Below are 25,041 nucleotides of genomic sequence, written 5' to 3'. Positions count from 1 at the left end.
CGTCTGAAAGCTTTTTTACGTATTTTAGATGACCATAACCACTAAGATGAAAGATTATAATCGTCCGCTTTCAACGGGTTTTTGTGTATTAATTTAATTTTTATTAATTATAATTTTTGTCAACTACCTATGAAAAAACTATTTACCTTTTCATTATCACTATTAATCATAAATCTTTTTTTGGACAATTCTCTGGAGGTAATGGCAGCAATTCTTCTCCGTACGAAATTTCTACACTTAATGACCTAAAATTATTAAGTGAAAGCCCACAATATTGGAGTAAAAGTTTTATTCAAACTCAAAATATAGATGCTACACAAACTAAGGATTGGAATAATGGGTCTGGATTTTTGCCAATCGGCAGACCGACTGACTTAGCACCATATTTTTGGGGAAAATACAATGGGAGGAGATACGCCATAAAAAATTTGTATATTAATAATCAAGATTTGGATTATACAGGTTTTTTCGCATATACATTTTGCTCATCTAGTATTTTTGACATCAAGGGATTAATTTAGTAAATGCAGATATTACTGGTAAATCAGTTGTGGGAGGCATAGTTGGGTTGAATTACGCCTATACAAAGGATTGTTCTGTAACTAAAGCTTATGTAGGAGGGATTGCTGGTATACAGTATTATTCTATATTTACTTCTTTTTACTACTGCCAAATTACAGGTACAAGTGCTATAGGTGGGATAGTCGGAATTAAATATTACGGAGAAATAACTAATAGTTATTCTTCATCGGACCTTTTTGGTAATTCTCAAATTGGCGGCCTTGTGAGAGACTCAAATTCTGCAGTAATAAAAAATTCATATGCCAGAGGTAAAATTACTGGAAACTTATCTTTAAAAGGTCTTTTATCGGGAATTTATCTTCATCCACAGTTGTTACAAATAGTTTTTGGAACAAAGATATTTCTGGTATTGATACTTCAATAGGTGGTGGATCTGGTTTATCAGCTGCAGAAATGTTAGTAAAGAATACATATACGTCAAAAGGATGGGATTTTATAGATGAAACTATTAATGGTACTCAGAATATTTGGAAAATGGATACAGCGAATATCAATGATGGTTATCCCATTTTTAATTATCAAAATTCTATTTTGTCTGTCGAAGATAGAAATCTGTCTAAGAATATAATATATCCGAATCCGGCTACAAAAGATATTTATTTTCAAAGGCCATTAAAGAATATTATCATATATGATTTAATAGGAAGAAAGATTATCGAATCAAATAACATCCCTATATTAAAATTAAATCTAGACAAATTATCATCCGGAACATACTTAATGAAAGGTGAAATGGATAATAATCAAATAACAATACATAACATTATAAAAAAATAAACTGAAAGTTAATTCAGGCTATAGTTTATTTATAATATTTTAAGAAATAGCAATTAGCTATTGTAAGTTATATTAGTTATTTTTGCACAAATTAATTTTTAAAATGAAAAAATACTTATTTCTTCTTTTGATTGCTTTCATGGCTGTGTCTTGCTCTAAAGTTAAAGTTGAAGGAAATATCAAAGGAGGTTCTCCTTTGGAAAGAATAGAATTTATTGAGGCTTCCGGTGTTGCCACTTTACCATTGGTCAATATTGGTGTTGATGATAAAGGTAATTTCAAAGGTGAATTCAAAGCCCCTAAAAATGGAATGTATGCAATGACTTACGCTGGGAAAATGAATTTCATTTATCTTAAAAAAGGACAAGACCTTAAGATTTATGGTGATGCAGCTACTTTCCCGGAAATTTATAAAATTGAAGGCGATGCTAAGAAAAATAATGATTTCATTACTGAAACTCAAAAATACCTGCAGACATACAGCTCTAAACTCAATATGCAATTACTTCAGAAAAAAGAGTCTGATTTCCTAACTGAGATCAAAAAAGTATATTCTGACCTCGAAAAGAATTTGGATGAAACTGCTGATAAAATTGGACCAGACAGTGATGTTGTAAAATTGAAAAAAGATGAATTGACCACTAATATTTTGACATTTTTGATTCAATATGAATCTACTCATGGACAGGCTGTAGGTGATCCTTCTTATAAAGTATCTAAAGTTTTTACTGATTATGAAAAATCTTTGACAAAAAACAATGATAGAATGGTAGAGAATCTTCCAGTTTACAGAAATTACCTTTTGAACAAAGTGGGACAGGATTTCCAAGATTTTGCGACTAAGCAAAAGGATAAAGACAATGTAAGCATGTCCACTATTTTTGGAAGATATTTGGCTACTAACAAAGATATGTCCCAAAAAACAAAAGATTATCTTTTAGCTTTCGTGATTGCTAAATTCGACCTAAATCCTTATACAAGTGAAGTAGGAAAGGTGCAAAAGATTAGTGAAGAATATATCAAAGATTCTGATGTTAAGAAAGATCTTAACTCAGCAATCAATGCGGTTTTTGGACTGAAGAAAGGTGAAGCTGCTCCAAAAGTTAGTCTTATAAAATTAGATGGTAAATCTGGAAATATCGAGTCCAATGGTAAACCAACTTTGGTGATGAGTTATGCTTCTTGGAATCCTTACATAGGACAATCTACGATTCCGGTTTTGAAAGAAGTTGTTAATTTCTATAAAGCTAAAGTTAATTTTGCATTTGTAAATCTAGATGATACGAAAGAGCAATTTACTAAAACAGCAAATGCAATGTTGAAAGGAATTCCTGGAACCAATTATTATGCAGAAGGTGGATTAGCATCTGACTATGCTAAGAAATTCTTTATGTATGGTTTCAAAATTCCTGGATTTTTCTTGATTGATAAGGATGGAAAAGTGGCTAGCCAAACTTTCTACAATTTGGGTGATGCTAAGTTTGTAGAAGAAATGAATAAAATATCTGGTTTACAGGCGCCATCTGTTAATCAAGGTGCACAATTACAAAATGATCTGTTGCAACAGGCTCCAGCTAAAGCTGATTCTGCAGCAACAAAATAAAATATTAGATGAAGAGAAAAAAGAATCTGATTCTTGAAAATATCAAACTCCTTTCCGCAGGTGCGAAAGGAGTTTCTGTTGGTAAGACTACAGAAGGAAAAACTGTTTTGGTCTCTGGAGCTGTTCCGGGAGATCTGGTAAATGTAAGGGTCAAAAAAGCAAAAAGCAACTATTACGAAGGTGAAGCAGTAGATATTTTGGAGTATTCTGAAGACAGGGTTGAACCAAAATGCATACACTTTGGAACTTGTGGTGGTTGCAAATGGCAGAATATTGCCTATGAGAAGCAACTCGAATTTAAACATAGCGAGGTTGTGAATAATATCGCGAGAATAGGCGGAGTATCAGGATTTGATATTATTCCGATTTTGGGATCAGAAGAGCAATATTTTTATCGTAACAAAATGGAGTTTTCCTTTTCCAATGCACGCTGGTTAACACAATATGAGATCAGCTCGGAAGAGAATTTTGGTAACAAGGATGCTTTAGGTTTCCATATTCCGGGAATGTGGAGTAAGATCCTTGACCTTAAAGAATGTTTTCTACAAGAAGATCCATCCAATCAAATTCGTTTGGCAGTAAAAAAATATGCTGTCGAAAATGGTTTGGAATTCTATGATGTAAAAGCACAGGAAGGTTTTCTAAGAACATTGATGATGCGTCAGAATTCTAAAGGCGAATGGATGGTCCTTTTCCAATTGTTCAAGGAAATGAAAGCGGAGAGAGTCAAATTATTTGATTTTTTTTTAAGCCAATTCCCACAGATCAAAACACTTGTCTTTGCCATTAATCCAAAAGGAAATGATAGTATCTACGATCTGGATATCCAGATTTATTTTGGAGAAGGATTTCTATATGAGGAAATGGATGGATTGAAATTCAAAATCGGACCGAAATCTTTCTTCCAGACCAATTACCGTCAGGCATTAGAACTTTACAGAAAAACATTGGAGTTTGCAGAACTGACAGGTGATCAGGTCGTTTATGATCTTTATACAGGAACGGGAACGATTGCTCAATATGTTGCGAGAAATGCAAAGCATGTTATCGGAATCGAAGCTGTGCAGGAAGCAATCGATGCGGCTATTGAACACGCAGAACTGAATGGCCTTACTAATACTACGTTCTATGCCGGTGATATGAAAAATGTTTTTAATGATGAGTTTCTTGCCAATCATCCGAAAGCTGATGTTTTGATCACCGATCCACCAAGAGATGGGATGCATCAGAAAGTGGTGGAACAAATATTGAAATTAGCACCGGGAAGAATTGTCTATGTAAGCTGTAACTCTGCTACGCAAGCCAGAGATATAGCACTTATGAAGGATGATTATGAATTGGTGAAAATTCTTCCGGTTGATATGTTCCCACAAACACATCACGTAGAGAATATTGCTTTGCTTATAAAAAAATAGGACAATTTCTATTATCTTTATTCAATGAAAAAAATATTTTTCTTTCTAAGTTTTGTCTTGATATTGACAAGTTGTGGAGGAGATGATGATATCTGTCTGAATGCAGATTCTACACCAAGGTTGAAACTAAAATTTCATGGTGCTGATGGAAAACTAAGGCAGTTGGATTCTCTTTATGTTGATGTGGATTACGGAAATACAAAACTTACCCAGATTATTGCTGCTGCAAAGGTAGATTCTGTCTTCATCCCTTTGAGGATTGATGATAGTCCCTACACGGATGTCTATTTCAAAACAGCGATAAATGGAGATAGCTCAAAGGTAAGGCTCACTTACGATGCGAAAGCTATCTACGTTTCACCAGCATGCGGTTTCAAAAAGAACTATGAGAATCTAAAAGCAGAACTTTTAAAAAGTAACCCGGTTTCACTTGTGGAACAAAATCATACATCCCTTACAGATGAGAACACGATCAATTTTTATCTGCGTTTTTAGTCTATTTTGTATCTCGGTTTTTTCACAGGATAAAAAAGTTGAGAAAAAATCGGACTCTATAAAGTGGAAATACACACCCAACTTTACAATAGGGGTAGATGTACTTAATCTTGGCATTGGAATGTTTGGAGATAGAAAACTCTTTCAGGGTTTTATTTCTAGCAGGATCAATAAAAGGACACACGCAGTGATCGATCTGGGCTACGATAAAAATATTTATCAAAAGAACGGATATGATGCAAAAGCAGATGGAATGTTTGCCAAGCTTGGTGCATTTTATATGTTGTCAATAGATCCCGAGAATGATCTGAATGGTTTCTATGCCGGAGGAAAATTAGCCGGGAGTTTTTATACGCAAGAATACATGGCGATCCCAGTAAAGGGGATGTATAACGAAGGCGTTACCTTGGCTTTCGATCCTTCGACACAGAGCAGTTATTGGATAGAGGCTATGTTAGGAGCAAGGGTTAAGGTCTTTGATAGTAATTTCTTTATAGATGTCAATGTACAACCAAGATATCTTGCATACACTACCAAACAAGATGGTATAGAACCGATGATCGTTCCGGGATTTGGGAGAAGCTCAGGTAAATTCACAATGGGGTTTAGCTGGAATATAGCTTACAAATTTTAGACATTGAAAAAGCATAGAAAGTCTGCGGTAAGCAGGCTTTTTTATTTAATAGCATTTAGATTGATGCCTTGTGCCTTAGATATGGACTAGCTTTGACCATAAGCCTAGAGAGTTTATAGAGTGTCCAACAAGCTAGGAATTCTTCAACAACAAGCTTGTGAGTACCTGGTGGGAAGCTTCTCAACTTTATCTGGGAAGCTTCTCATTAACCAAAACCTGCGCAGCTTTTTCCAAGTTGATAGAGATGATTATAAAATAAAAGCACAAAACTTACCGAGCTTTGTGCTTTTAAAACTTATTTTATAAAGTTGATCAGTTGATTTTTATACGGAAAGGGCTTTCCATCACGACTGCAGATTTAGTGTCAGGATCGGTGATATGCTGGAAGATCTTAAAATTCTCTTTCCCGATTTTATTTTTGATAAGCCTTGTAGAGAAATCTTCTTCTGTTTCCGCTGAAAATATTTGTTCAAATTTTGAGACTTTTGCAGGATAGGAAGAAACTCCGTAATCTTTTAGATTGGCAGACTTGGCTGCATAATTGATTGCATCTTGCAAGGTTCCCAATTCATCTACAAGACCAATTTGTTTAGCCCTCACGCCAGACCAGATTCTTCCGCCACCTATAGCGTCTATCTCTTCAAAAGATTTTTTCCTATTCAACGTTACGAAATGAACAAAACGCTGATAGGTAGATTCTACACTTCTTGTCATTATATTAAGTGTGCCGGGACTAAGACCGTTAATTGCAGATATCATATTAGAATTGGCATTGGTAGAGACGACATCGCTTCTGATGCCATTTTTCTCAGCCAGCTCTTTGAAATAAGGGATAACTCCGAAAACCCCAATGGATCCGGTCAAAGTATTTGGTTCCGAGAAGATCTTGTCAGCGCCCATGGCGATATAATAGCCTCCGGAAGCAGCGTAATCTCCAAAAGAAACGATGACAGGTTTTTTTCTTTTCAATTGTTGAAGTTCAAAAAGAATCTCATCAGAGGCATTGGCACTTCCGCCAGGAGAATTGATCCTGAAAACTACGGCTTTCACATCATCATCTTTCTGAAGTTTTTTGATTTCTTTGATGAAGTTCTCAGAATAGATACCATCATAACCTTTTCCGTTATAGATTGCCCCGGATGCGTATAGCACTGCAATTTGTTTTCCATCATTATCAGAATTCAAAGATTCTGAGTATTTGGCAAATGATATTTTATTAAGTTTTTTATCCGTATCGATATTCAGTTTTTTCTTGATGATATTATCATATTCCGATTTTTGGATCAGCTGGTCTGCCAATTTATATTTAAGACTCAAGTTTGGAAGGTAGCTGTAAAGACTATCTGTAATTGTGTTAAGTTCAGCCAGAGGTATTTTTCTTGACCCTGCAATCTTATTGGAAGTATTTGACCAGATGTCATTCAATAAAGTTGAAAGCTGCTCTTTATTCTCAGGAGAAATCTCGTCTCTTAAAAAGGGTTCAACCGCAGCTTTGAACTTGCCATGACGGATCACTTGGATGCCCACACCATATTTTTCAGCAAAGTTCTTGAAGAATGTCACTTCTGTAGAAAGTCCTTTCAGCTCTATTAATCCCGCTGGATTCAGATAATATTTGTCAGCAACAGAGCCTAGGTAATAGGCACCTTGAGAAACGGTATTACCATAAGCATAAACAAATTTTCCACTTTTCTTGAAATCTATTAACGCATTTCGGATATCATCTAATTGGGTCATGCCGGCATTGATGTTATCCATTTCCAGACTGATTCCTTTTATTTTATCATCAGTTTTTGCATTTTTAATCGCTTTTAAAATATCATAAAGTAAAACAGAGGTTTCCTTATCTTTATTATTAAAAGCAAAAATATCTTCCTGGTCTTCAGACGGGCTATCGATTATTTTTGTTTTCAGATCGAGAGTCAGAATAGAATTAGATTTGACATCTGTGCCTCCTGATATTGATGATAAAATGATAAATCCGATAAAAAACAGGAAAAAACATGCTATTACAATGAAAATTGCAGTTAAATTTGCTAAAACTAATTTGAAAAAACTTTTCATCTAATTATATTATTTGCTATATATGTCGTACAATGATGTTGTTTTGTTACTGGGAAGTAATATAAATAATCCTGGCAAAAATATCGAAATTGCCTTAGAAAAAATAAAAAATAATATAGGCACTATATTAATTAAATCAGATTTAATATTAACAAAACCTGTAGAATTTGATAGTATCAATATTTTTTGTAATATTGCAGTTAAATTAAAAACACAATTTTCGCCTATAAGGCTACTCTCTGAATTAAAAAAAATTGAAATAGAAATGGGTCGTTTAAAAGACTCGAGTTATTTTGATACATATCAGGACAGGATTATAGACATTGATATAATATTATACAATAATATAAAGTTTATCTCAAAGGGATTAATTATTCCTCATCATAAAAATCTTTATGAAAGGGAATTTGCAAAAGAGATAATCAGGTTTGTAAAATAAACTCATTTAACACAGATGATTATGAAAAAAAAATTATTACTACTTTTTCTATTACCAATTCTTGGCTTTTCACAGACCAAGGAAAACACACAACCAAAACAAGTTTTTAACAATAAAAGCCGACTTTTCAAAGATTGGTCAGTTTCTATTGGCGGCGGCGGAGCATTTATGACACATGCTGATGTGACTTCTTTTTATGGAGGTGATATAAACTGGGGATGGAATGGCTATGTAAGTCTGGATAAGCAGATTAGCCACACTTTCGGGATTTCTGTAATGTATACTAAAGGCAAAACTCAACAAAAAGCCTATTTAAATGACATTGGAGGAGTCGCTCATGGTTATACAAAATTTGATCAGATTACATTGTTGGGGGACGTGAACTTTTCTAATTTAATGAGAAGAGTCGATAATCGATCAAATTTCAGATGGGCCTTGCATGGTTATGGTGGAATTGGCTTTATGGGATATAGAACCTTTTTACAAGATGATAAAGTACTTAATAAATACCCTCTTGAAATAAGACAAAAGTTGGGCATTTCAAGTATCAGTTATATTGGAGGTATTGGATTAAAGTATAACGTTTCCAAATTACTTGATGTTGAATTGAGAACTCTATACCTAATAAGTGGAGATGAAGAATTTGATGGTGGTGGATGGACAAGGGATGCGGCTCCGGGGTATAATTTGATCAATGATTCTTATACGGACAATGCATGGCTTGTAAATTTAGGAATTTCATTTAAACTTGGTAGACATGATGACCACCTTCGTTGGGTAGATCCTCTTCAAAGAGCTTATGCAAAAACTGCAGACCTTGAGGAACAATTCAAAGATTTCAAAGTTTGTGAAAAAGGTGATCAGGATAATGATGGTGTTTGTGATGATTGGGATAGACAATTGGATACACCTGCCGGAGCTAGAGTAGATGGAGCTGGAGTTGCTTTGGATATTGATTTGGACGGTGTTATCGATCTTAATGATAAATGTGTTACTGTGCCGGGTCCTGTTACTAATAATGGATGTCCAATAGAGCAAAAGGCTAAAGAGCCTATGCCATCTAGAGAACTTGCTATTGATGAGATCAACAAATACTTTAATGGAATAGAGTTTGAGCTTAATAAGGATGTCATCAGAGAAAAATCATATTCTGACCTTAATAAGGCTGCAGATATTATCAAAACATTAGGAGCGGATAAAGGTTTTCTTGTAATTGGAGCTACAGATACCAGAGGTTCTGCGGTTTATAACAAAAAACTTTCACAGTCTAGAGCTAATGCTGTTGTGAAATATCTTGTTAATAAAGGTATACCGGCAGATGTTTTAACAGCCGAAGGAAGAGGTAAGGACGATCTTAAATATACCGAGTGCAATCCGGCTACAAAATGCCCGGAATGGAAAAATGAAGCGAATAGAAGAGTATATTTTATTGCAAAATAAATAATTAAAAAAAACATTCAAATATGAAACAAAATTTATTATCATTAGTAGCAATAGGTTTGTTGTTGCCTATGAGTTTAGCTGGACAAGAAGCTTCAACAGGAGCTAATTCTGGGTCACAGAATATTTCTCCATTCACACAATCTTCCAAAAGATTCAATGATTGGTCTATATCTATCGGAGCCGGTGTTCCATTGATTCAGTCAGCAGATATGACATCAATCAAAAATGGTAACGGAAAAAACCTTTTTGGATATTCTGCCTATGTAAGCGTTGACAAAGCTATTACTCATGCATTTGGACTTAATTTACAATACGATAGGGGAGAAACTAGACAAGGGTATGCCAATACAAAAGATCATGTAGATCTGCCAGGAAGAGAAATTGCTGGTAGAACACAATACGATGCTATTTCTATCTTAGGAGACCTTAATTTTTCTAACCTTCTTAGGAGAGTTGATAATAAATCTCCTTTCAGATGGGCATTACATGGATATGCGGGTATTGGGACAATTGCATATAAATCATATAGACAAAATCCTGGACCAGCTAATCAAGTCTTGAATTTCGAGAAGAAACCGTTCAAATTAGGTTCTCTTTTCGGACAGGCAGGAGCAGGTCTTAAATTTAAAATCAATAATAGAATTGATATTGAAGGAAGACTAATGTATGTCGTAACAGGAGATGATGAATTTGATGGAGCTGGAGTTGGACAAACTGGATATAATTTAACAGAAGACCAGATTTCGGATAACTTCTTTAATACAACCTTGGGTGTAACTTTCAAATTAGGAAAACATGAATCTCATTTGATGTGGCATGATCCATTACAAGAAATTTACTATAAACTAGATGTATTAGCTGATAAAACGCAAGATCTTGAAGTATGTAAGAAAGGTGATGTGGATAATGATGGTGTTTGCGATGATTGGGATAGACAATTGGATACGCCTGCAGGAGCTAGAGTTGACGGTGCTGGGGTAGCTTTGGATACAGATTTGGATGGTGTGATCGATCTTTATGATAAATGTGTAACTGTTCCTGGGCCAGTAGAAAATAACGGTTGCCCACTTGCAACAAACAATAACAATAGTGGAACTGGACTTGTTACAGATGAAACGGCATTGCTTAAAGGAATCGAGTTTGATTTGAATTCGGATAGAATTTTACCATCTAATACGCCAATTCTAAATAATGCCATCAATTATATTAATTCATCCAACAGTAGCTTCCGAGTAATTGGAGGTACAGATACAAGAGGAACAAATGAATATAATCAAGGTCTTTCTGAAAGAAGAGCGAATAATGTTAAAGATTTCCTAGTTCAAAATGGAGCCGATAAAAATAAATTAGAGGCTTTAGGAAAAGGAGAAACGAATCTTCTTTATCCAGAATGTGAACCTGCTTCTAAATGTCCAGAGTGGAAAAATAGAGCAAATAGAAGAGTTTATTTCGAAGCTAAATAAAATACTTTTATAGATAATAAGAAACCGTCTTGTTTTATTACGAGACGGTTTTTTTATTTTAAGGAATTGATTAAATTTACAAATGCTTTCTTCTACAGAATCACAGGATAAACTCATTCATCAGACACTCAAACAATTTTGGGGGTTCGATGAGTTTCGTTCTTCTCAGAAAAATATCATTCTTTCATTGGTTAATGGAGAAGATACATTGGCTTTGCTGCCAACTGGTGGTGGAAAATCGCTTTGTTATCAATTGCCGGCTATTATTTTGGAAGGAACTTGTATTGTCATTTCTCCACTTTTAGCTTTGATGAGAGACCAGGTCGATTCCTTGCAATCTATCGGAATTGAAGCTGAATTGTTGAGTTCAGATTTAGACGAATTCGAGGAAGAATCTGTTTATAACCGATGCAAAGACGGATTGATAAAAATCCTCTATATCTCTCCGGAAAGACTCCAGAATCAATTATTCATTCGAAATATTCAGGAGATTGATGTTTCGTTTATTGCGGTTGATGAGGCGCATTGTATCTCGGAATGGGGTTCAGATTTCCGTCCGAGTTATCAGAATATTAAAAAGTTTCGTCAAGAATTTAAAAATGTACCTTGTTTGGCTTTGACGGCAACTGCTACCAATAAAGTTGTGGATGAGATTGTGAAAAAATTAGGACTTCATCAACCTCAGATTTTCAAACAGAGTTTTAAAAGAGAAAACCTGAATGTCATTGTTGAAAATACTTCCAACAAATACAATCGGATTTTAGAATTCCTGAGACAAAATCCATCTTCCGGAATCATTTACACCAGAACCAGAAGAGAAGCTGAAGACTTGACTCATTTTCTTAAAAATAATAAATTCCAAAACGCAGATTTTTTTCACGCCGGATTACCTTCAATTGAAAAAGAAAAGCTTCAAAAGAAATGGATTAGCAGTCAGTTTCACGTTTTGGTTTCCACTAATGCTTTCGGAATGGGAATTGACAAGGATAATGTGCGATTTGTAATCCATTTGTCGCCATCTTCAACAATTGAAAATTATTACCAGGAAATTGGCCGAGCGGGCAGAAATGGCTACGAAGCTTTGGTTTTGATGTTGTGGAACGAGCAGGAAATTAAACAAATAGACGATATTTTCAAAAACCAAATTCCAAACAAAACGGAATATGAGAAAATAATGACTTATTTATATTCGATTTTTCAAATTGGAGATAATGATTGGCCGGAAAAAACTTTCCAGCTTGACCTCAATAAAATCAAAAATTTAACCAAATTATCAACCGCAAAAATCAAAAATATTTTGACCTTTCTGAACAATCAGGAATTGATTTATTATAAAAATAATATCTCTGCTTCTACGATTCAGAGTTTTATACAATCTGATGAATTGGAACAATTATCACCAAGCGATGCTTATTTTATGGAACTGTTGTTTAGAAATCTTCCCGGTTTGGCAATTCAGAAAGTGCATTTCACCGATATGGCTTTTTGCAAGAAAAACGGATTCGACCTTCAGAATTTCAAGTTCAAATTATTGCAGTTGCAAAAAGCGGGACATTTGGAATATCTCGATGGAAGTCTACATTCCATCAAGTTTTTGAAACCTCGGAATGACCGACATTTGTTCGGCGAATATTGGTCACTTTTCCATAATATTCAGAAAAATAAACTCAGAAAATGGGAAGAAAATAAATTCTATATTCAGGATTCTGACTTCTGTAAAATGAAATTGATTCTCAGTTATTTTGGCGAAAGGGATGCGGAAAATTGTGGTAAATGTTCGGTTTGCAGGAAACGAAATAATTCCAAAAGAACTTTGTCTTCCGATATTTCGCAACAATTGTCGAATCGATCAATGTCTTTGGACGAGATGGCGGCGAGTCTCAATTTTTACTCCAAAGAATCCATTTCCGAAACCTTGATTTTCCTTTTGGACATCGGAAAAGTCAAAATGTTGAACTATAAAACTTATATGCTCAATCAATAAAACGTTGAATCTCTCGCAGCCCGACTTGAGCGGAAATCCTTTTTTGCTTTTACTCAATTTTTATTTAATGGATAATGGTCTTGCAAAAAAGATTGGGAGCGGAAGGCGGAAAAGCTGTCATAAAAATCAATTATCAACTATCATTTATCAATTATAAAAGCAATGACTAAATCATTAAATGTCGTTTTTTTCGGAACTCCAGATTTTGCAAAAGCTTCTTTGGAAGCGATATTCAAATCTCATCACAAAGTGGTTGGCGTTGTAACAGCGGCTGACAAAGCAAGCGGAAGAGGAATGAAACTCACTCCTTCACCAGTGAAAGTTTTTGCGGAAGAGAATAATCTCAATCTTTTTCAGCCAGAAAAATTACGAAATCCAGAATTTTTGGAATCCATCAGAAACTTAAATGCGGATGTTTTTGTGGTAGTAGCTTTCCGAATGATGCCAGAAGTTTTGTTCTCGATTCCGAAGCTGGGGACTTTCAATCTGCACGGTTCGTTGTTGCCAGATTATCGTGGCGCAGCGCCGATTAATTATGCGGTTATCAATGGCGAAACGAAATCTGGTGTTACGACGTTTTTTATCAATGAAAAAATTGATGAAGGCAATATTCTTCTTCAGGCCGAAACTGACGTGTTGCCGGAAGATAACGCTGGAACTTTGCACGACAAACTGATGGTCATTGGCGCAGATTTGATTATTGAAACTCTGAATGGATTGGCAGAAAATTCTATCACAGAAAAACCTCAGCATGAAAAAGAAAATCCGAAAACGGCTTATAAAATCTTCAAGGAAAACCTGAAAATCGATTGGAATCAAAGTTCTGAAACCATTCATAATTTCGTTCGAGGAATGTCGCCATATCCAACTGCTTTCACTATTTTGAAAATCGGGGATGAAGAAAAATCATTAAAAATCTTTAAAGGTCATTTTGAATTAGAATCCCATTCGAGAGAAGCCGGCGATTTCGATATTAGTAAATCGGAATTCAAATTCTATACAAAAGACGGGATTTATTATCCGGAAGATGTTCAGATTCAAGGAAAGAAAAGAATGGCCGTGAAGGATTTTTTGAATGGTATTCAGAATTTTGAAGATTATAAAGCTTAGACTTTTAGATAATAGACGAATAGATAATAGCTTCTAAAATGAACAACGATAAAGTCAAGATTTTAAAAACGGAAATCTTATCCGATAATTGGTACACGCTGAACAAAGTCACTTTCGAATATCAGAAAAAAGACGGAACGCTGGAAACGCAAAGCCGAGAAGCTTACGACCGCGGAAATGGTGCGACGATTTTGCTTTACAATAAGGAATCGAAAACCGTAATTCTGACAAAACAATTTCGGTTACCAACTTATATTAACGGCAACGAAGACGGAATGATGATTGAGGCCTGCGCCGGACTTTTGGATAAAGATAATCCCGAAGATTGCATCAGAAAGGAAACGGAAGAGGAATTGGGTTACGAGATTTCGGATGTCAAAAAAGTGTTTGAGGTTTATATGTCGCCAGGTTCTGTGACGGAAATTCTTTACTTCTTCATTGCGGAATATTCGAAATCAATGAAAGTGAATGATGGCGGCGGATTGGCAGAAGAGCAGGAAGAAATAGAAGTTTTGGAACTCGATATCGACGAAGCGCTTGAGATGATTGACTCTGGTGAAATCAAAGATGCGAAGACGATTATGTTGCTTCAGCACGTGAGACTTAAAGGTATTTTATAGATTTAGAATCAATTCAATTATAAAAATTTAAAATGAAAAAATTATTTTTCGGATTAATGTTATCATCAAATCTTTTCTTTTCTCAGGATTTGAAAGTGATGACGTACAACATCCGTTTGTCTGTGGACAGTGACAAAGAGAATTCCTGGAACAATAGAAAAAATGAAACTATGGCGCTGATGTCTTATTATCATCCGGATTATTTCGGGGTTCAGGAAGCTGTTCCACAACAAATGACCGATATCAAATCAACATTGACGGATTATGATTACGTTGGCGTTGGAAGAGATGATGGGAAAAATCAAGGCGAATATTCGGCAATTTTCTATGACAAGAATAAACTGGAAGTTACTAAATCCGGAACATTCTGGTTGAGCGAAACGCCAGAAAAACCATCAAAAGGATGGGACGCAGCTTACAACAGAGTTTGTACTTATGCGTTTTTCAAAATCAAGAAATCGGGAAAACAATTCTTGGCGATGAACCTGCATTTTGACCACGTTGGTGATGTTGCGAGAGTGAATTCTGCAAAGCTGATTCTTGAAAAAATCAAAGAACTGAATCCGAAAAATCTGCCTTTGACTTTAACAGGCGATTTCAATCTGACGGATGATTCTGAACCAATTAAAATTATTTCTAGGTCTTTGGATAATGCTTTTTACCATTCGAAAAAGCCACATTACGGACCAGTTGGAACGTTCACAGCGTTTGATGTCAATACCGTTCCGAAGGAAAGAATCGATTACATTTTTGTGAAAGGTTTTGAGGTTTTGTCCAACAGAACCATCAATGACAGACGAGAAAATTTGCTTTATCCGTCTGACCATTTTCCGATTTTTGCGGAGATTAAGTTTAATAAGTAAAATATAAATTCCTCTTGTTAAGAAGAATTTTTTATGCGTGAAGTTTGTCATTCCGTAGGAATCTAGACTGTTACTAACTATGCTTAGATTCCTACGGAATGACAAAAGTGTGGGAATTATGATTTTAGAAGATAATTTACTTATTCCAAACAATCTTCTTCGTCATCACATCGCTGGAATTAGTTCCGACCATTATTTCAAATTCTCCTGCTTCCCAATCATAATTCAGTTCGTCATCGTAGAATTTCAAATCTTCTGGCGTTAATTTGAACGTCACAGTTTTATTTTCGCCTTTTTTTAGGAATATCTTTTGGAAACCTTTCAATTCTTTTATTGGTCTTACAACTTTTCCAAATAAGTCGCGAATGTATAACTGAACCACTTCTTCGCCATCAAATTTTCCTGTGTTGGCAACATTGACATTGATGGTTAATGTTTGATTTCCTTTAAGATTATCAGAGCTCAGATTAAAGTTTGAATATTTAAAATCAGTATAACTCAATCCAAAACCAAAAGGGAATTTCGGGTCATTATCCAAATCGATATAAGCGGAAACATAATTTCTATCTGTAGATTTTTCAGCAGGTCTTCCCGTGTTGTAATGGTTGTAATAAATAGGAATTTGACCTACTGTTCTAGGGAAAGTCATTGGCAGTTTTCCGCCAGGATTCACGTTTCCGAACAGGATGTCTGCGATAGAATTTCCTGCCTCAGTTCCCAGCCACCAGCTGTAAACGATGGTCGAAATATTATCCGCTGCCCAATCGAAAACCAAAGGTCTTCCTGCATTGATCATCAATACAATCGGTTTTCCGGTTTTGGCAATTTCTTTCAATAATTCTTCCTGAACACCAGAGAAATGCAGGTTGCTTCGGCTTTTTGCTTCACCACTCATAGCGTGGCCTTCACCTAAAGTCATTATCACGACATCTGCTTTTTTCGCGGTTTCAAGCGCTTCTGCAAACATTGATCTGTCTTGGTCATTTTCATTGCAACCTTTGGCGTAAAGCAAGGTAGAGTTTTTATCTAATTGATTTTTGATACCGTCAAACTGAGTCACGATTCTTTGCGCATCATCCTTGAAAGGAACCGACCAGAATCCGTGCATCGCCACCGCTTCTTTCCCGAATGGACCAATCAAAGCGACAGTTTTAGTCGATTTTGAAAGTGGAAGCAATTTCTTTTCATTCTTCAAAAGCACTACACTTTTTGCTCCGAATTCTCTCCCGAATTTTCTGTGTTCAAGATTGTTGGTTTGTTGTTTTTGTCTGTCGGAATTTGAAAATCTGTATGGGTCATCAAACAAGCCTAATTCGAATTTCTTAATTAGGATTCTTCTTACCGCATCATCCACAAATTTGATGTCGACTTTTCCTTCTTTTACTAATTTTGGAAGTTGTTCCATATAGATTCGGCTTTCCATATCCATATCGGAACCTGCTAAGATGGCTTTTTCTCCGGCTTCCGCATTGTCTTTGGCGTAACCGTGCTTAATCATTTCGCCAATGCTTCCCCAGTCGGAAACCACGAAACCTTTGAAGTTCCATTGGTCTTTCAATAAATCTCTCAGGATGTATTTATTGGCTGTTGCAGGGATTCCGTTGATGTCATTGAAGGAATTCATAAAGGTGGCGACGCCCGCTTCAGCCGCTGCTTTGAAAGGTGGTAAATACGTTTCGTTCAATTGTCTCAAACTCATATCAACCGAATTGTAATCTCTTCCGCCGACTGCTGCACCGTAAGCTGCAAAGTGTTTAGCACACGCCATTATCGCATCAATATTTCCTAAACCTTTTCCTTGAAAACCTTTGATTCTGGCCAAACCAATTTTAGTTCCGAGGTAAGTATCTTCGCCGGAGCCTTCCATTACACGTCCCCATCTTGGGTCTCTTGCGATGTCAACCATTGGCGCAAATGTCCACTGGATGCCGAATGCAGATGCTTCTATGGCGGCGATTCTTTCCGATTTTTCTATTATTTCTAAGTCCCAGCTTGCGGCTTGACCAAGGTTGATTGGGAAAGTGGTGCGGAAACCATGAATCACATCTTGTCCGAATATCAATGGGATTTTCAGTCTGGATTCTAAGGCTAATTTCTGAAACGCTTTGGTTTCTTCTGCGCCAGTAACGTTCAGCATAGAGCCGACTTTTCCTTGTTTTATTTCTCCCAAAACTTTTTTGGAGTTGGAGTTCTGTGGTCCTGTGGCATATTCGAAGCCGCTGTATTGCACGAGTTGTCCTGCTTTTTCTTCCAAAGTCATTTTGGAAATCAATTCATTGACTTTTTGGTCGATGGTTTTCTGAGCGAAGATGCTGATTCCGATTGATAATAATAGGAATGAAAGCGTATATTTTATCATAGATTTTCTTTTGTCTCTAATTGAGGTATTAATATTTGTAAATGTAATTATTATAAACCACCCCGTCAAAAATTTTTCAAATTTTTGCCACCCCTTCAGAGGAGGGGAATTTTGGATGTTTTTGTCGAGACCGAGCCTTGTTTGTTTGAAACGATGTCTTGTTGGATTGAAACGATGCTTTGTTGGATTTGGATTATGTCTTGTTTTGTTGAGACTGAGCTTTGTTCGATTTGAACATTGTCTTATTGGTTTGTGCGTATGCCTTGTTCGATTTGAATTATGTCTTGTTGGATTTGGACCTTGTCTTGTTTTCTTGAAAGATGACAAAATCGTGTTTTTTGTTGAATCTGCAGCCCGCTTATCTCTAATTTTTTATTTGTTTTTATTTGAATCGATGAATCTCGTTCCTCGATTTGAGCGGCCTCTTCGAGAACCTCAGAGTGACAATTGGGAGTCCTTCGACAAGCTCAGGATAAACTACAGGCGAAAAATAGCTGCCCAAATAATTAGTTTTAATTTTCTACTTTTGGTACTTAAATTTTGGAAATGAATAAAATATTATTGGGGTTGATGCTGATTGGGACAACAATGTCTGCGCAGGAATTGTATATGCCGAGAAATATCAAGAAAGCTTTTGCGAACGGGACACGCGATATGTCTGGGAAGCCCGGGAAAAATTACTGGCAGAACAAAGGGGTTTATGATGTGAATGTGAAAGTGGATGCTAATACTAAGATTGTTTCTGGCTTCGAAACCATTCAATATTCTAATAATAGTCCGGATGAGCTGAAAGTTTTGGCAATTCGATTTGTGAATAATGTCAATAAACCACAGTCTGGTAGAGCAGGATATGCTTCTAAAGAATCGATTACTGATGGATTAAAAATTAAATCTTTCTTTATCAATGGCGAAAAATATAACATTAACAGTTATGACTGGTCAACTGTTGAGGCTGTGAAATTAACAAAACCATTGGCCTCAAAATCTCAAACTGAAATCAAAATCGAGTGGGAATATCCATTGGCGAAGGAAAGTGGGAGAGAAGGGCAGATAGACCCTGAAACTTTTTATGTGGCTTATTCTTTCCCGCGTGTGTCGGTTTATGATGACTACAATGGTTGGGATATGTTGCAACACAATGGCAGACAGGAGTTTTATAATGATTTCAATGATTATAGTTTTTCGATTTCTGCGCCTAAGAATTTTGTGGTTTGGTCAACTGGTGATTTTCAGAATCCGGAAGAGGTACTTCAGTCTGAATATCTGAAACGTTTCAAAGAGTCTTTGAAATCAGATAAAATCATCCACGTTGCGAATGCGGAGGAAATGAAATCGGGTAAAGTAACAAAGCAGAAGGATTGGAATGTGTGGAAGTTCAAAGCGAATCATATTGTTGATTTTTGTTTTGCACTGAGCAATCATTACGTTTGGGATGCGTCTAGTGTTCAGCTAAAAACAAAAAGAGCGAGCGTGCAATCTGCTTATAAAGTGGGCACAAAAGATTTTGAACAATACACAGAGTGGATGCGCTACAACCTAAAATGGTTTACTGATAACTGGCCAGGCGTGGAATATCCGTTTCCTGCGATGACGGCGGTGCAAGGTTACGCTGATATGGAATATCCGATGATGATCAATGACACGAGTATCCCTGACGACTTGCAAGATGCAAGACTGACTGCTGACCACGAGATTGCGCACACGTATTTTCCTTTCTATATGGGTATCAATGAAACGAGATATGCTTATATGGACGAAGGTTGGGCAACAATGCTGGAATATCTGATTGGAATTGATGAAAACGGACAGGAAGCGGCGGATAAATTTATGAAGAACTTCCGTGTGAAACGTTGGATTAATGATGCTTCTACGGAACAAGACCAACCGATTATTACACTTAGTTCACAGCTTTCAGGAGCAGGTTATGGAAATAATGCTTATGTGAAATCAGCTTTGAGTTATTTGGCTCTGAAGGATTATTTGGGTGATGAACTTTTCAAGAAAGCACTTCATCATTATATGGATAACTGGAACGGGAAGCATCCAGTCCCGTGGGATTATTTTAATTCTATGAATGCTGGTTCTGGTAAAAATCTGAATTGGTTCTTCAATAATTGGTTTTACACGAATAATTATATTGATTTGAAGGTGGGAGCTGTTTCACAGCAAAATAATCAATTGGTTTTGACGGTTGAGAATGTAGGAGGATTTGCGATTCCGTTTGATGTGGTTTTGACTTGTGAAGATAATTCGACGGAGAAGATTCATTTTACGCCGTCGGTTTGGGAGAAAGACCAAAAGTCAGCAAGTTTGAATATTCCGGTTAAAAAGAAAGTCAAGTCTGTGAATCTGGATGGCGGGATTTTTATGGATTATACGCCGGATGATAATTTGAAGGCCTTTTAATATTAAAATCAGAGTACGATGAAATTTATTTTTAGTTTAGTTGTCTCTATAATGTTGGTTTCCTGTGTTTCCAACAAAACGAAAATATTGCAAAATAATATTCTGACTTTGCGAGACAGCTATTGCAAAGCGCCTTTGCAGTACAATTATACTCAGAAATTGCCGTCGTACAATTCGGATTCTATTATTTCAGCAAACAGTCATTTGAAAAATTATTTTTCTGACCAAAGTATTTTGATTCTAAATGCTTTGAGCAGTATAGATGAAGTAGAAGATATTCTGAAATACAAAAAAGATGGTTCGTTGGAAGCTCAGGTTAAAGTTCTGCAATTGAAAACTAAAATCAACAGCAAAATCAGTATTTCTCTTACTGAGCTGGATGCTGTTGCGGCCGAATTTGACTGCGAAGGCGAACGTGTGGCACAAATGGCGAATTATGTGGATAATATCAACGCTAATAACAACAACAAGCTGATTCTTTTTTCAATTATCACAGGTGCTGTAACATCAGTCGCTAGTGGAATCATCAAAAATGATACTGCAGAAAATATCGTCAGTATTGGCGGTGGACTTCTTGGGGCTGGATTGGGTTTGGCTACTTTTAATCCTAAAGGTAAAAAAGTGGAGTTTATCCACGAGCGAAATCTGTTGAAGGATATTTGGGATGAGAAATTACAGTCGCAGAATTTTCCGCCTTTTATTTGGTATATGTACACAGAGCGCAAGTTTACGGGAAATCGGGAACATTCTATCATCCAAAATATGAAGCAGAGATGGATCAACTATCAATTTGATAATGACGAAGATTCTGCCAGCAGATCGGTGAATTTTGGAACCGGTGGCTTCTATCGCTCATCGGATTTGCAGAATCGTGCTTCGATGTTGAACCAAATGCAGTCTGCAACGCGTACAATCAATCAAAATATCAATTATCTGCTTCTAGATTTGGATAAGTTAATTTCAGATTCTTAAAGATAAGTTCATTATCTGAGCATATTTTGAAAATTCAAAAAATAAAAAAATATTTGTGACAGGAAGTTGCGTTATTTAATGATAGCTTTGCACTCGATTATTTTAATCATTAATTATAAACAAAATTATAAAATGAAAAGACAGACCATCACATTATTTTGCGTAGCAATATTTAGTATTTCATGTGCTCAGAAAAATGATAAACAAGCTGATAGCAAATATACTGATGACCAAAAAGCTTCTTATTACATAGGTTTAAACATTGCCCAGAATCTGAAACAAGAAGGTTTCAAAGTAGATGCGGACCTTTTGGCCCAGGCAATCAAAGAAGAGATGGATGGGACAAAAAAGCTGATGCCGGCTGAAGAAATGAATACTTTTATGCAAGGTTTCATGCAGAAGCAGCATGAAAAAAAACAATCTGAAGCAGGAGCAAAGGCCAATGAAAATAAGAAAAAAGGTCTAGAGTTTCTTGCCAAAAATAAAAGTAACCCAAAAGTTAAAACTACTGCTTCTGGCTTACAGTACGAGGTTTTACAAGAGGGTGATGGTAAAACAAAACCAAAAGCATCAGATGTTGTACAGGTAAAATATACAGGTAAATTACTGGACGGAACCGTTTTCGATTCTACTGACAAAAATGGGGGTATGCCAGCGGATATCAATCTAGGCGGCGTAATCAAAGGTTGGACAGAAGGTATCCAACTGATGAGCAAAGGTTCTAAATACAGATTTTATATTCCTTCAGATTTAGCTTATGGAGATCAGGGAGCTGGAGGTGCGATTCCGGGAGGTGCTACCATTATATTTGATGTGGAATTGGTGAATATAAAATAAAATCAGTTAATTCGACAAAAATTAAAAACCTCAGCCATTTTAGCTGAGGTTTTCCTATTTAAAATAGTATTTAATATGAAGAAAATTTAACTCTTATTCCACCGGTCTGAATACCAAACCTGTCTCCTCGAAATAATCTAAGGTAATTCTGTCCCCGTCATTCACGTTTCCTGCGAGAATTTCTTTGGATAATTTATTCAAAACTTCCTGCTGAATCACCCTTTTCAGAGGTCTTGCTCCGAAAACCGGATCGTAACCTTTATTGGTTAGATAATTCAGTGCATCCTGAGTTGCGGTCATGATAATATTGCGTTTTGCCAGCATATCATTAAAACCTCTCAATTGATACTGAACGATTTTTCCGATTTCCTTTTTTCTTAAAGGCTGGAATAACACGGTTTCATCAATCCTGTTCAAAAATTCCGGACGAAGCGTTTGTTTTAATAAATCGAAAACTTCAATTTTGGTCTTGTCCACAATTTCGTCTTGATTCTCTTCTGTAATATTTTCAAAATTCTCCTGAATGATGTGCGAGCCCAAATTCGAAGTCATAATGATTATCGAGTTTTTGAAATTCACCACTCGACCTTTGTTATCCGTCAATCTTCCGTCATCCAAAACCTGCAATAAAGTGTTGAAAACATCAGGATGCGCTTTTTCAATTTCATCCAAAAGCACCACGGAATAAGGTCTTCTTCTCACGGCTTCGGTCAATTGTCCGCCTTCATCATAACCCACATATCCCGGAGGCGCACCCACCAATCTCGATACCGAATGACGCTCCTGGTATTCACTCATATCAATTCTCGTCATATTGTTTTCATCGTCGAATAAAAACTCGGCTAAAGCCTTTGCCAACTCGGTTTTTCCGACTCCGGTTGTTCCTAAAAATAAGAACGAACCGATTGGTTTTTTATCGTCGCTCAATCCGGCTCTGTTTCTTCTGATGGCGTTAGCAACAGCTTCAATCGCTTCTTCCTGACCCACAACTCTATGATGAAGTTCAGTTTCAAGATGCAATAATTTTTCTCTCTCCGACTGAAGGAGTTTTGTTACAGGAATTCCGGTCCATTTTGCAATGACCTCAGAAATATTTTCAGAAGTCACTTCTTCCTTAATCAATTCATTCTGATGGTTTTGCATCTCCAGTTCAAGTTTCTGCAAAGCATCTTCTTTTTCCTTGATCTTCCCGTACTGAATTTCAGCAACTTTGGCATAATCTCCTGCTCTAGAAGCTCTTTCTGCTTCCAGCTTCAAAGCTTCTATATCTTTTTTAATCTGGGTCAAATCCTCAGATTTTTGTTTTTCTTTCAGCCATTTTGCATTGATTTCATTCCTTTGCTCTGAAATTTTCGAAATATCTTCTTTTAAATGGTCGATTTTCGTCTGATTTCCTTCCCGTGAAATGGCCGCCAATTCAATCTCTAACTGCATTAATCGTCTATCGAGAACATCCAGCTCTTCCGGTTTTGAATTGATTTCCATTCTTAATTTTGCAGAAGCTTCATCAATCAAATCAATCGCTTTATCCGGTAAGAATCGGTCCGAAATATATCGTTGAGACATTTCTACCGCCGCAATAATCGCTTCATCTTTGATTCTTACTTTGTGATGCGCTTCATATTTATCTTTAATTCCTCGGAGAATGGAAATTGCCGATTCCATATCCGGTTCTTCCACCATTACTTTCTGAAAACGTCTTTCTAACGCTTTATCTTTTTCAAAATATTTTTGATATTCGTTTAAAGTCGTTGCACCGATGGCTCTTAATTCACCTCTAGCCAAAGCTGGTTTTAAAATATTTGCGGCATCCATTGCGCCTTCACCGCCTCCCGCTCCTACCAAAGTGTGGATTTCGTCGATGAAAAGAATAATTTGTCCGTCGGATTTAATGACTTCATTCACCACAGATTTCAGACGTTCTTCAAATTCACCTTTGTATTTTGCGCCGGCGATCAAAGCTCCCATATCTAATGAGTATAACGTTTTATCCTGCAAATTTTCAGGAACATCACCGTTGATTATTCTGTGTGCAATGCCTTCTGCGATGGCAGTTTTACCAACGCCCGGCTCACCGATCAGAATCGGATTATTTTTTGTTCTCCTCGAAAGAATTTGTAAAACTCTTCGGATTTCTTCATCACGACCGATCACCGGGTCAAGTTTCCCTTCCGCAGCTAATTCGTTGAAGTTTTTAGCATATTTATTTAAGGATTGATAGGTTTCCTCTGAACTTGCAGAAGTTGCTTTGCTTCCTTTTCTTAGTTCTTTAATTCCGCCTTCCAAAAGGTTTTTGGTAACGCCCATGCCTTTCAGCATTTTCGAAACTTCTGAACTGGTTTCTAACAATGAAAGCCAAAGATGTTCAATCGTTACAAATTCATCGCCCATTTTTTTAGCGATGTTGGGGGCATCAAGCAAAACTTTGTTCGCTGATTGCGAAAGATAAATATTACCTCCCTGAACTTTTGGAAGCTTTTCTAAATTTTCTCGGTTGCGTTCTCTTACCAAAGTGGCATCTGCTTCAGATTTTTTTAATAAGAAAGGCGATATATTTTCATCTACCTGAAAAATTCCTTCCAGTAAATGTTGAGGTTCTATTTGCTGGTTGCCAAATTCCATTGCCACTTGTTGTGCTGCCTGGATGGCTTCCTGTGATTTTACGGTATATTGATTTAGATTCATATCTTTTTATAATTGATGGTTAATAAATGATAATTGATTTAATGTTGCATCAAATTCTATTCAATTGTAGATTTTGAAACTATGATTTTTCTTATAAAAACATTAAGACTAAAGTTGCTAATTCTAATCTTAATGCTTCATCAATCATTTAATTCGAATTGCTAATCACAAAAAGTATTCTATTATTGAATTTTTAAAAATTGAAGACAAAATTTCCGAATTATTGAATTTTGAATGATTTTAAAAAGACAAAATTTCCGAAAGTTTAAAATTTAGATGAAAAATTATTG

20 protein-coding genes are annotated in these 25,041 nt (G+C 36.1%); 17 read left to right on the top strand and 3 right to left on the bottom strand.

What is annotated here, in order from left to right; all coding sequences use genetic code 11:
- Positions 1-116: 116 nt before the first annotated feature.
- The 7 genes from RTX21_RS09075 (at position 117) to RTX21_RS09045 (ending at position 5,506) form a co-directional block, all read left to right on the top strand.
- Positions 117-521, top strand: coding sequence for a hypothetical protein (locus RTX21_RS09075; protein WP_312767008.1), 405 nt, complete (start codon positions 117-119; stop codon positions 519-521).
- Positions 522-550: 29 nt separating this feature from the next.
- Entirely contained in the window at positions 551-946 is a 396-nt protein-coding gene (locus RTX21_RS09070) for a GLUG motif-containing protein (RefSeq protein WP_312767007.1), read from the top strand.
- Between the two features lie 29 nt (positions 947-975).
- Positions 976-1,359: a T9SS type A sorting domain-containing protein gene (locus RTX21_RS09065; RefSeq protein ID WP_312767006.1), complete on the top strand. Its 384-nt coding sequence runs from the start codon at positions 976-978 to the stop codon at positions 1,357-1,359.
- A 103-nt stretch (positions 1,360-1,462) separates the two neighbouring features.
- A complete protein-coding gene (locus RTX21_RS09060) occupies positions 1,463-2,962 on the top strand; it encodes a thioredoxin-like domain-containing protein (RefSeq protein WP_312767004.1) in 1,500 nt (499 codons plus the stop codon).
- 8 nt (positions 2,963-2,970) lie between these two features.
- Positions 2,971-4,377 carry a 23S rRNA (uracil(1939)-C(5))-methyltransferase RlmD gene (gene rlmD / locus RTX21_RS09055; protein WP_312767001.1) on the top strand — a complete coding sequence of 469 codons (1,407 nt, stop codon included), beginning with the start codon at positions 2,971-2,973 and terminating at the stop codon, positions 4,375-4,377.
- Positions 4,378-4,401: 24 nt separating this feature from the next.
- Positions 4,402-4,872: a lipoprotein gene (locus RTX21_RS09050; RefSeq protein WP_312767000.1), complete on the top strand. Its 471-nt coding sequence runs from the start codon at positions 4,402-4,404 to the stop codon at positions 4,870-4,872.
- Positions 4,838-5,506 carry a DUF6048 family protein gene (locus RTX21_RS09045; RefSeq protein ID WP_312766999.1) on the top strand — a complete coding sequence of 223 codons (669 nt, stop codon included), beginning with the start codon at positions 4,838-4,840 and terminating at the stop codon, positions 5,504-5,506. The genes RTX21_RS09050 and RTX21_RS09045 overlap by 35 nt, the downstream gene beginning before the upstream one ends.
- Before the next feature lie 312 nt (positions 5,507-5,818).
- Here RTX21_RS09045 and sppA read toward each other — a convergent pair whose 3' ends face one another.
- Positions 5,819-7,570 (bottom strand): signal peptide peptidase SppA, encoded by a 1,752-nt coding sequence (sppA, locus tag RTX21_RS09040; protein WP_312766997.1) that lies wholly within the window; start codon positions 7,568-7,570, stop codon positions 5,819-5,821.
- 43 nt (positions 7,571-7,613) lie between these two features.
- On the opposite strand from sppA, the gene folK reads away from it, so the two are divergent.
- The 7 genes from folK (at position 7,614) to RTX21_RS09005 (ending at position 15,492) form a co-directional block, all read left to right on the top strand.
- Positions 7,614-8,009 carry a 2-amino-4-hydroxy-6-hydroxymethyldihydropteridine diphosphokinase gene (gene folK / locus RTX21_RS09035; RefSeq protein ID WP_312766995.1) on the top strand — a complete coding sequence of 132 codons (396 nt, stop codon included), beginning with the start codon at positions 7,614-7,616 and terminating at the stop codon, positions 8,007-8,009.
- A gap of 21 nt (positions 8,010-8,030) precedes the next feature.
- Positions 8,031-9,449, top strand: a complete 1,419-nt coding sequence (locus tag RTX21_RS09030; protein WP_312766993.1) for an OmpA family protein — start codon at positions 8,031-8,033, stop codon at positions 9,447-9,449.
- Positions 9,450-9,472: 23 nt separating this feature from the next.
- Positions 9,473-10,915, top strand: coding sequence for an OmpA family protein (locus RTX21_RS09025; RefSeq protein WP_312766991.1), 1,443 nt, complete (start codon positions 9,473-9,475; stop codon positions 10,913-10,915).
- 82 nt (positions 10,916-10,997) lie between these two features.
- Positions 10,998-12,899 (top strand): ATP-dependent DNA helicase RecQ, encoded by a 1,902-nt coding sequence (locus RTX21_RS09020; protein ID WP_312766989.1) that lies wholly within the window; start codon positions 10,998-11,000, stop codon positions 12,897-12,899.
- 162 nt (positions 12,900-13,061) lie between these two features.
- A complete protein-coding gene (fmt, locus tag RTX21_RS09015; protein ID WP_312766986.1) occupies positions 13,062-14,009 on the top strand; it encodes a methionyl-tRNA formyltransferase in 948 nt (315 codons plus the stop codon).
- A gap of 38 nt (positions 14,010-14,047) precedes the next feature.
- Positions 14,048-14,629, top strand: coding sequence for a GDP-mannose pyrophosphatase NudK (gene nudK, locus RTX21_RS09010; RefSeq protein WP_312766985.1), 582 nt, complete (start codon positions 14,048-14,050; stop codon positions 14,627-14,629).
- Between the two features lie 32 nt (positions 14,630-14,661).
- Entirely contained in the window at positions 14,662-15,492 is an 831-nt protein-coding gene (locus RTX21_RS09005; RefSeq protein WP_312766984.1) for an endonuclease/exonuclease/phosphatase family protein, read from the top strand.
- A 136-nt stretch (positions 15,493-15,628) separates the two neighbouring features.
- Here the strand turns inward: RTX21_RS09005 and bglX are convergent, their stop codons facing one another.
- Positions 15,629-17,851: a beta-glucosidase BglX gene (gene bglX, locus RTX21_RS09000; RefSeq protein WP_312766983.1), complete on the bottom strand. Its 2,223-nt coding sequence runs from the start codon at positions 17,849-17,851 to the stop codon at positions 15,629-15,631.
- Between the two features lie 546 nt (positions 17,852-18,397).
- Between bglX and RTX21_RS08995 the strand changes: the two genes are divergently transcribed.
- The 3 genes from RTX21_RS08995 to RTX21_RS08985 all read left to right on the top strand — a co-directional run bounded on the left by RTX21_RS08995 (position 18,398) and on the right by RTX21_RS08985 (position 22,066).
- Positions 18,398-20,257, top strand: coding sequence for a M1 family metallopeptidase (locus RTX21_RS08995; protein WP_312766979.1), 1,860 nt, complete (start codon positions 18,398-18,400; stop codon positions 20,255-20,257).
- An 18-nt stretch (positions 20,258-20,275) separates the two neighbouring features.
- A complete protein-coding gene (locus tag RTX21_RS08990; protein ID WP_312766976.1) occupies positions 20,276-21,229 on the top strand; it encodes a hypothetical protein in 954 nt (317 codons plus the stop codon).
- 132 nt (positions 21,230-21,361) lie between these two features.
- Positions 21,362-22,066, top strand: a complete 705-nt coding sequence (locus RTX21_RS08985) for an FKBP-type peptidyl-prolyl cis-trans isomerase (RefSeq protein ID WP_312766974.1) — start codon at positions 21,362-21,364, stop codon at positions 22,064-22,066.
- A 93-nt stretch (positions 22,067-22,159) separates the two neighbouring features.
- Here RTX21_RS08985 and clpB read toward each other — a convergent pair whose 3' ends face one another.
- The gene (gene clpB / locus RTX21_RS08980) at positions 22,160-24,751 is read right to left on the bottom strand and encodes an ATP-dependent chaperone ClpB (protein ID WP_312766973.1); all 2,592 of its coding nucleotides are present in this window, start codon (positions 24,749-24,751) and stop codon (positions 22,160-22,162) included.
- Between the last annotated feature and the right edge of the window lie 290 nt (positions 24,752-25,041).

The sequence above is a fragment of the Epilithonimonas sp. genome (assembly GCF_032054305.1).
In the GTDB taxonomy this organism is placed as follows: domain Bacteria; phylum Bacteroidota; class Bacteroidia; order Flavobacteriales; family Weeksellaceae; genus Epilithonimonas.
The sequence above is the reverse complement of the archived record's forward strand: the minus strand, read 5'-3'. Positions and strand labels throughout refer to the sequence as shown.

Coding starts and splice junctions, on each gene's coding strand:
- RTX21_RS09065 (WP_312767006.1), top strand. CDS start 976: ATGTTAGTAAAGAATACATATACGTCAAAAGGATGGGATTTTATAGAT.
- RTX21_RS09060 (WP_312767004.1), top strand. CDS start 1,463: ATGAAAAAATACTTATTTCTTCTTTTGATTGCTTTCATGGCTGTGTCT.
- rlmD (WP_312767001.1), top strand. CDS start 2,971: ATGAAGAGAAAAAAGAATCTGATTCTTGAAAATATCAAACTCCTTTCC.
- RTX21_RS09050 (WP_312767000.1), top strand. CDS start 4,402: ATGAAAAAAATATTTTTCTTTCTAAGTTTTGTCTTGATATTGACAAGT.
- RTX21_RS09045 (WP_312766999.1), top strand. CDS start 4,838: ATGAGAACACGATCAATTTTTATCTGCGTTTTTAGTCTATTTTGTATC.
- sppA (WP_312766997.1), bottom strand. CDS start 7,570: ATGAAAAGTTTTTTCAAATTAGTTTTAGCAAATTTAACTGCAATTTTC.
- RTX21_RS09030 (WP_312766993.1), top strand. CDS start 8,031: ATGAAAAAAAAATTATTACTACTTTTTCTATTACCAATTCTTGGCTTT.
- RTX21_RS09025 (WP_312766991.1), top strand. CDS start 9,473: ATGAAACAAAATTTATTATCATTAGTAGCAATAGGTTTGTTGTTGCCT.
- RTX21_RS09020 (WP_312766989.1), top strand. CDS start 10,998: ATGCTTTCTTCTACAGAATCACAGGATAAACTCATTCATCAGACACTC.
- fmt (WP_312766986.1), top strand. CDS start 13,062: ATGACTAAATCATTAAATGTCGTTTTTTTCGGAACTCCAGATTTTGCA.
- nudK (WP_312766985.1), top strand. CDS start 14,048: ATGAACAACGATAAAGTCAAGATTTTAAAAACGGAAATCTTATCCGAT.
- RTX21_RS09005 (WP_312766984.1), top strand. CDS start 14,662: ATGAAAAAATTATTTTTCGGATTAATGTTATCATCAAATCTTTTCTTT.
- bglX (WP_312766983.1), bottom strand. CDS start 17,851: ATGATAAAATATACGCTTTCATTCCTATTATTATCAATCGGAATCAGC.
- RTX21_RS08995 (WP_312766979.1), top strand. CDS start 18,398: ATGAATAAAATATTATTGGGGTTGATGCTGATTGGGACAACAATGTCT.
- RTX21_RS08990 (WP_312766976.1), top strand. CDS start 20,276: ATGAAATTTATTTTTAGTTTAGTTGTCTCTATAATGTTGGTTTCCTGT.
- RTX21_RS08985 (WP_312766974.1), top strand. CDS start 21,362: ATGAAAAGACAGACCATCACATTATTTTGCGTAGCAATATTTAGTATT.
- clpB (WP_312766973.1), bottom strand. CDS start 24,751: ATGAATCTAAATCAATATACCGTAAAATCACAGGAAGCCATCCAGGCA.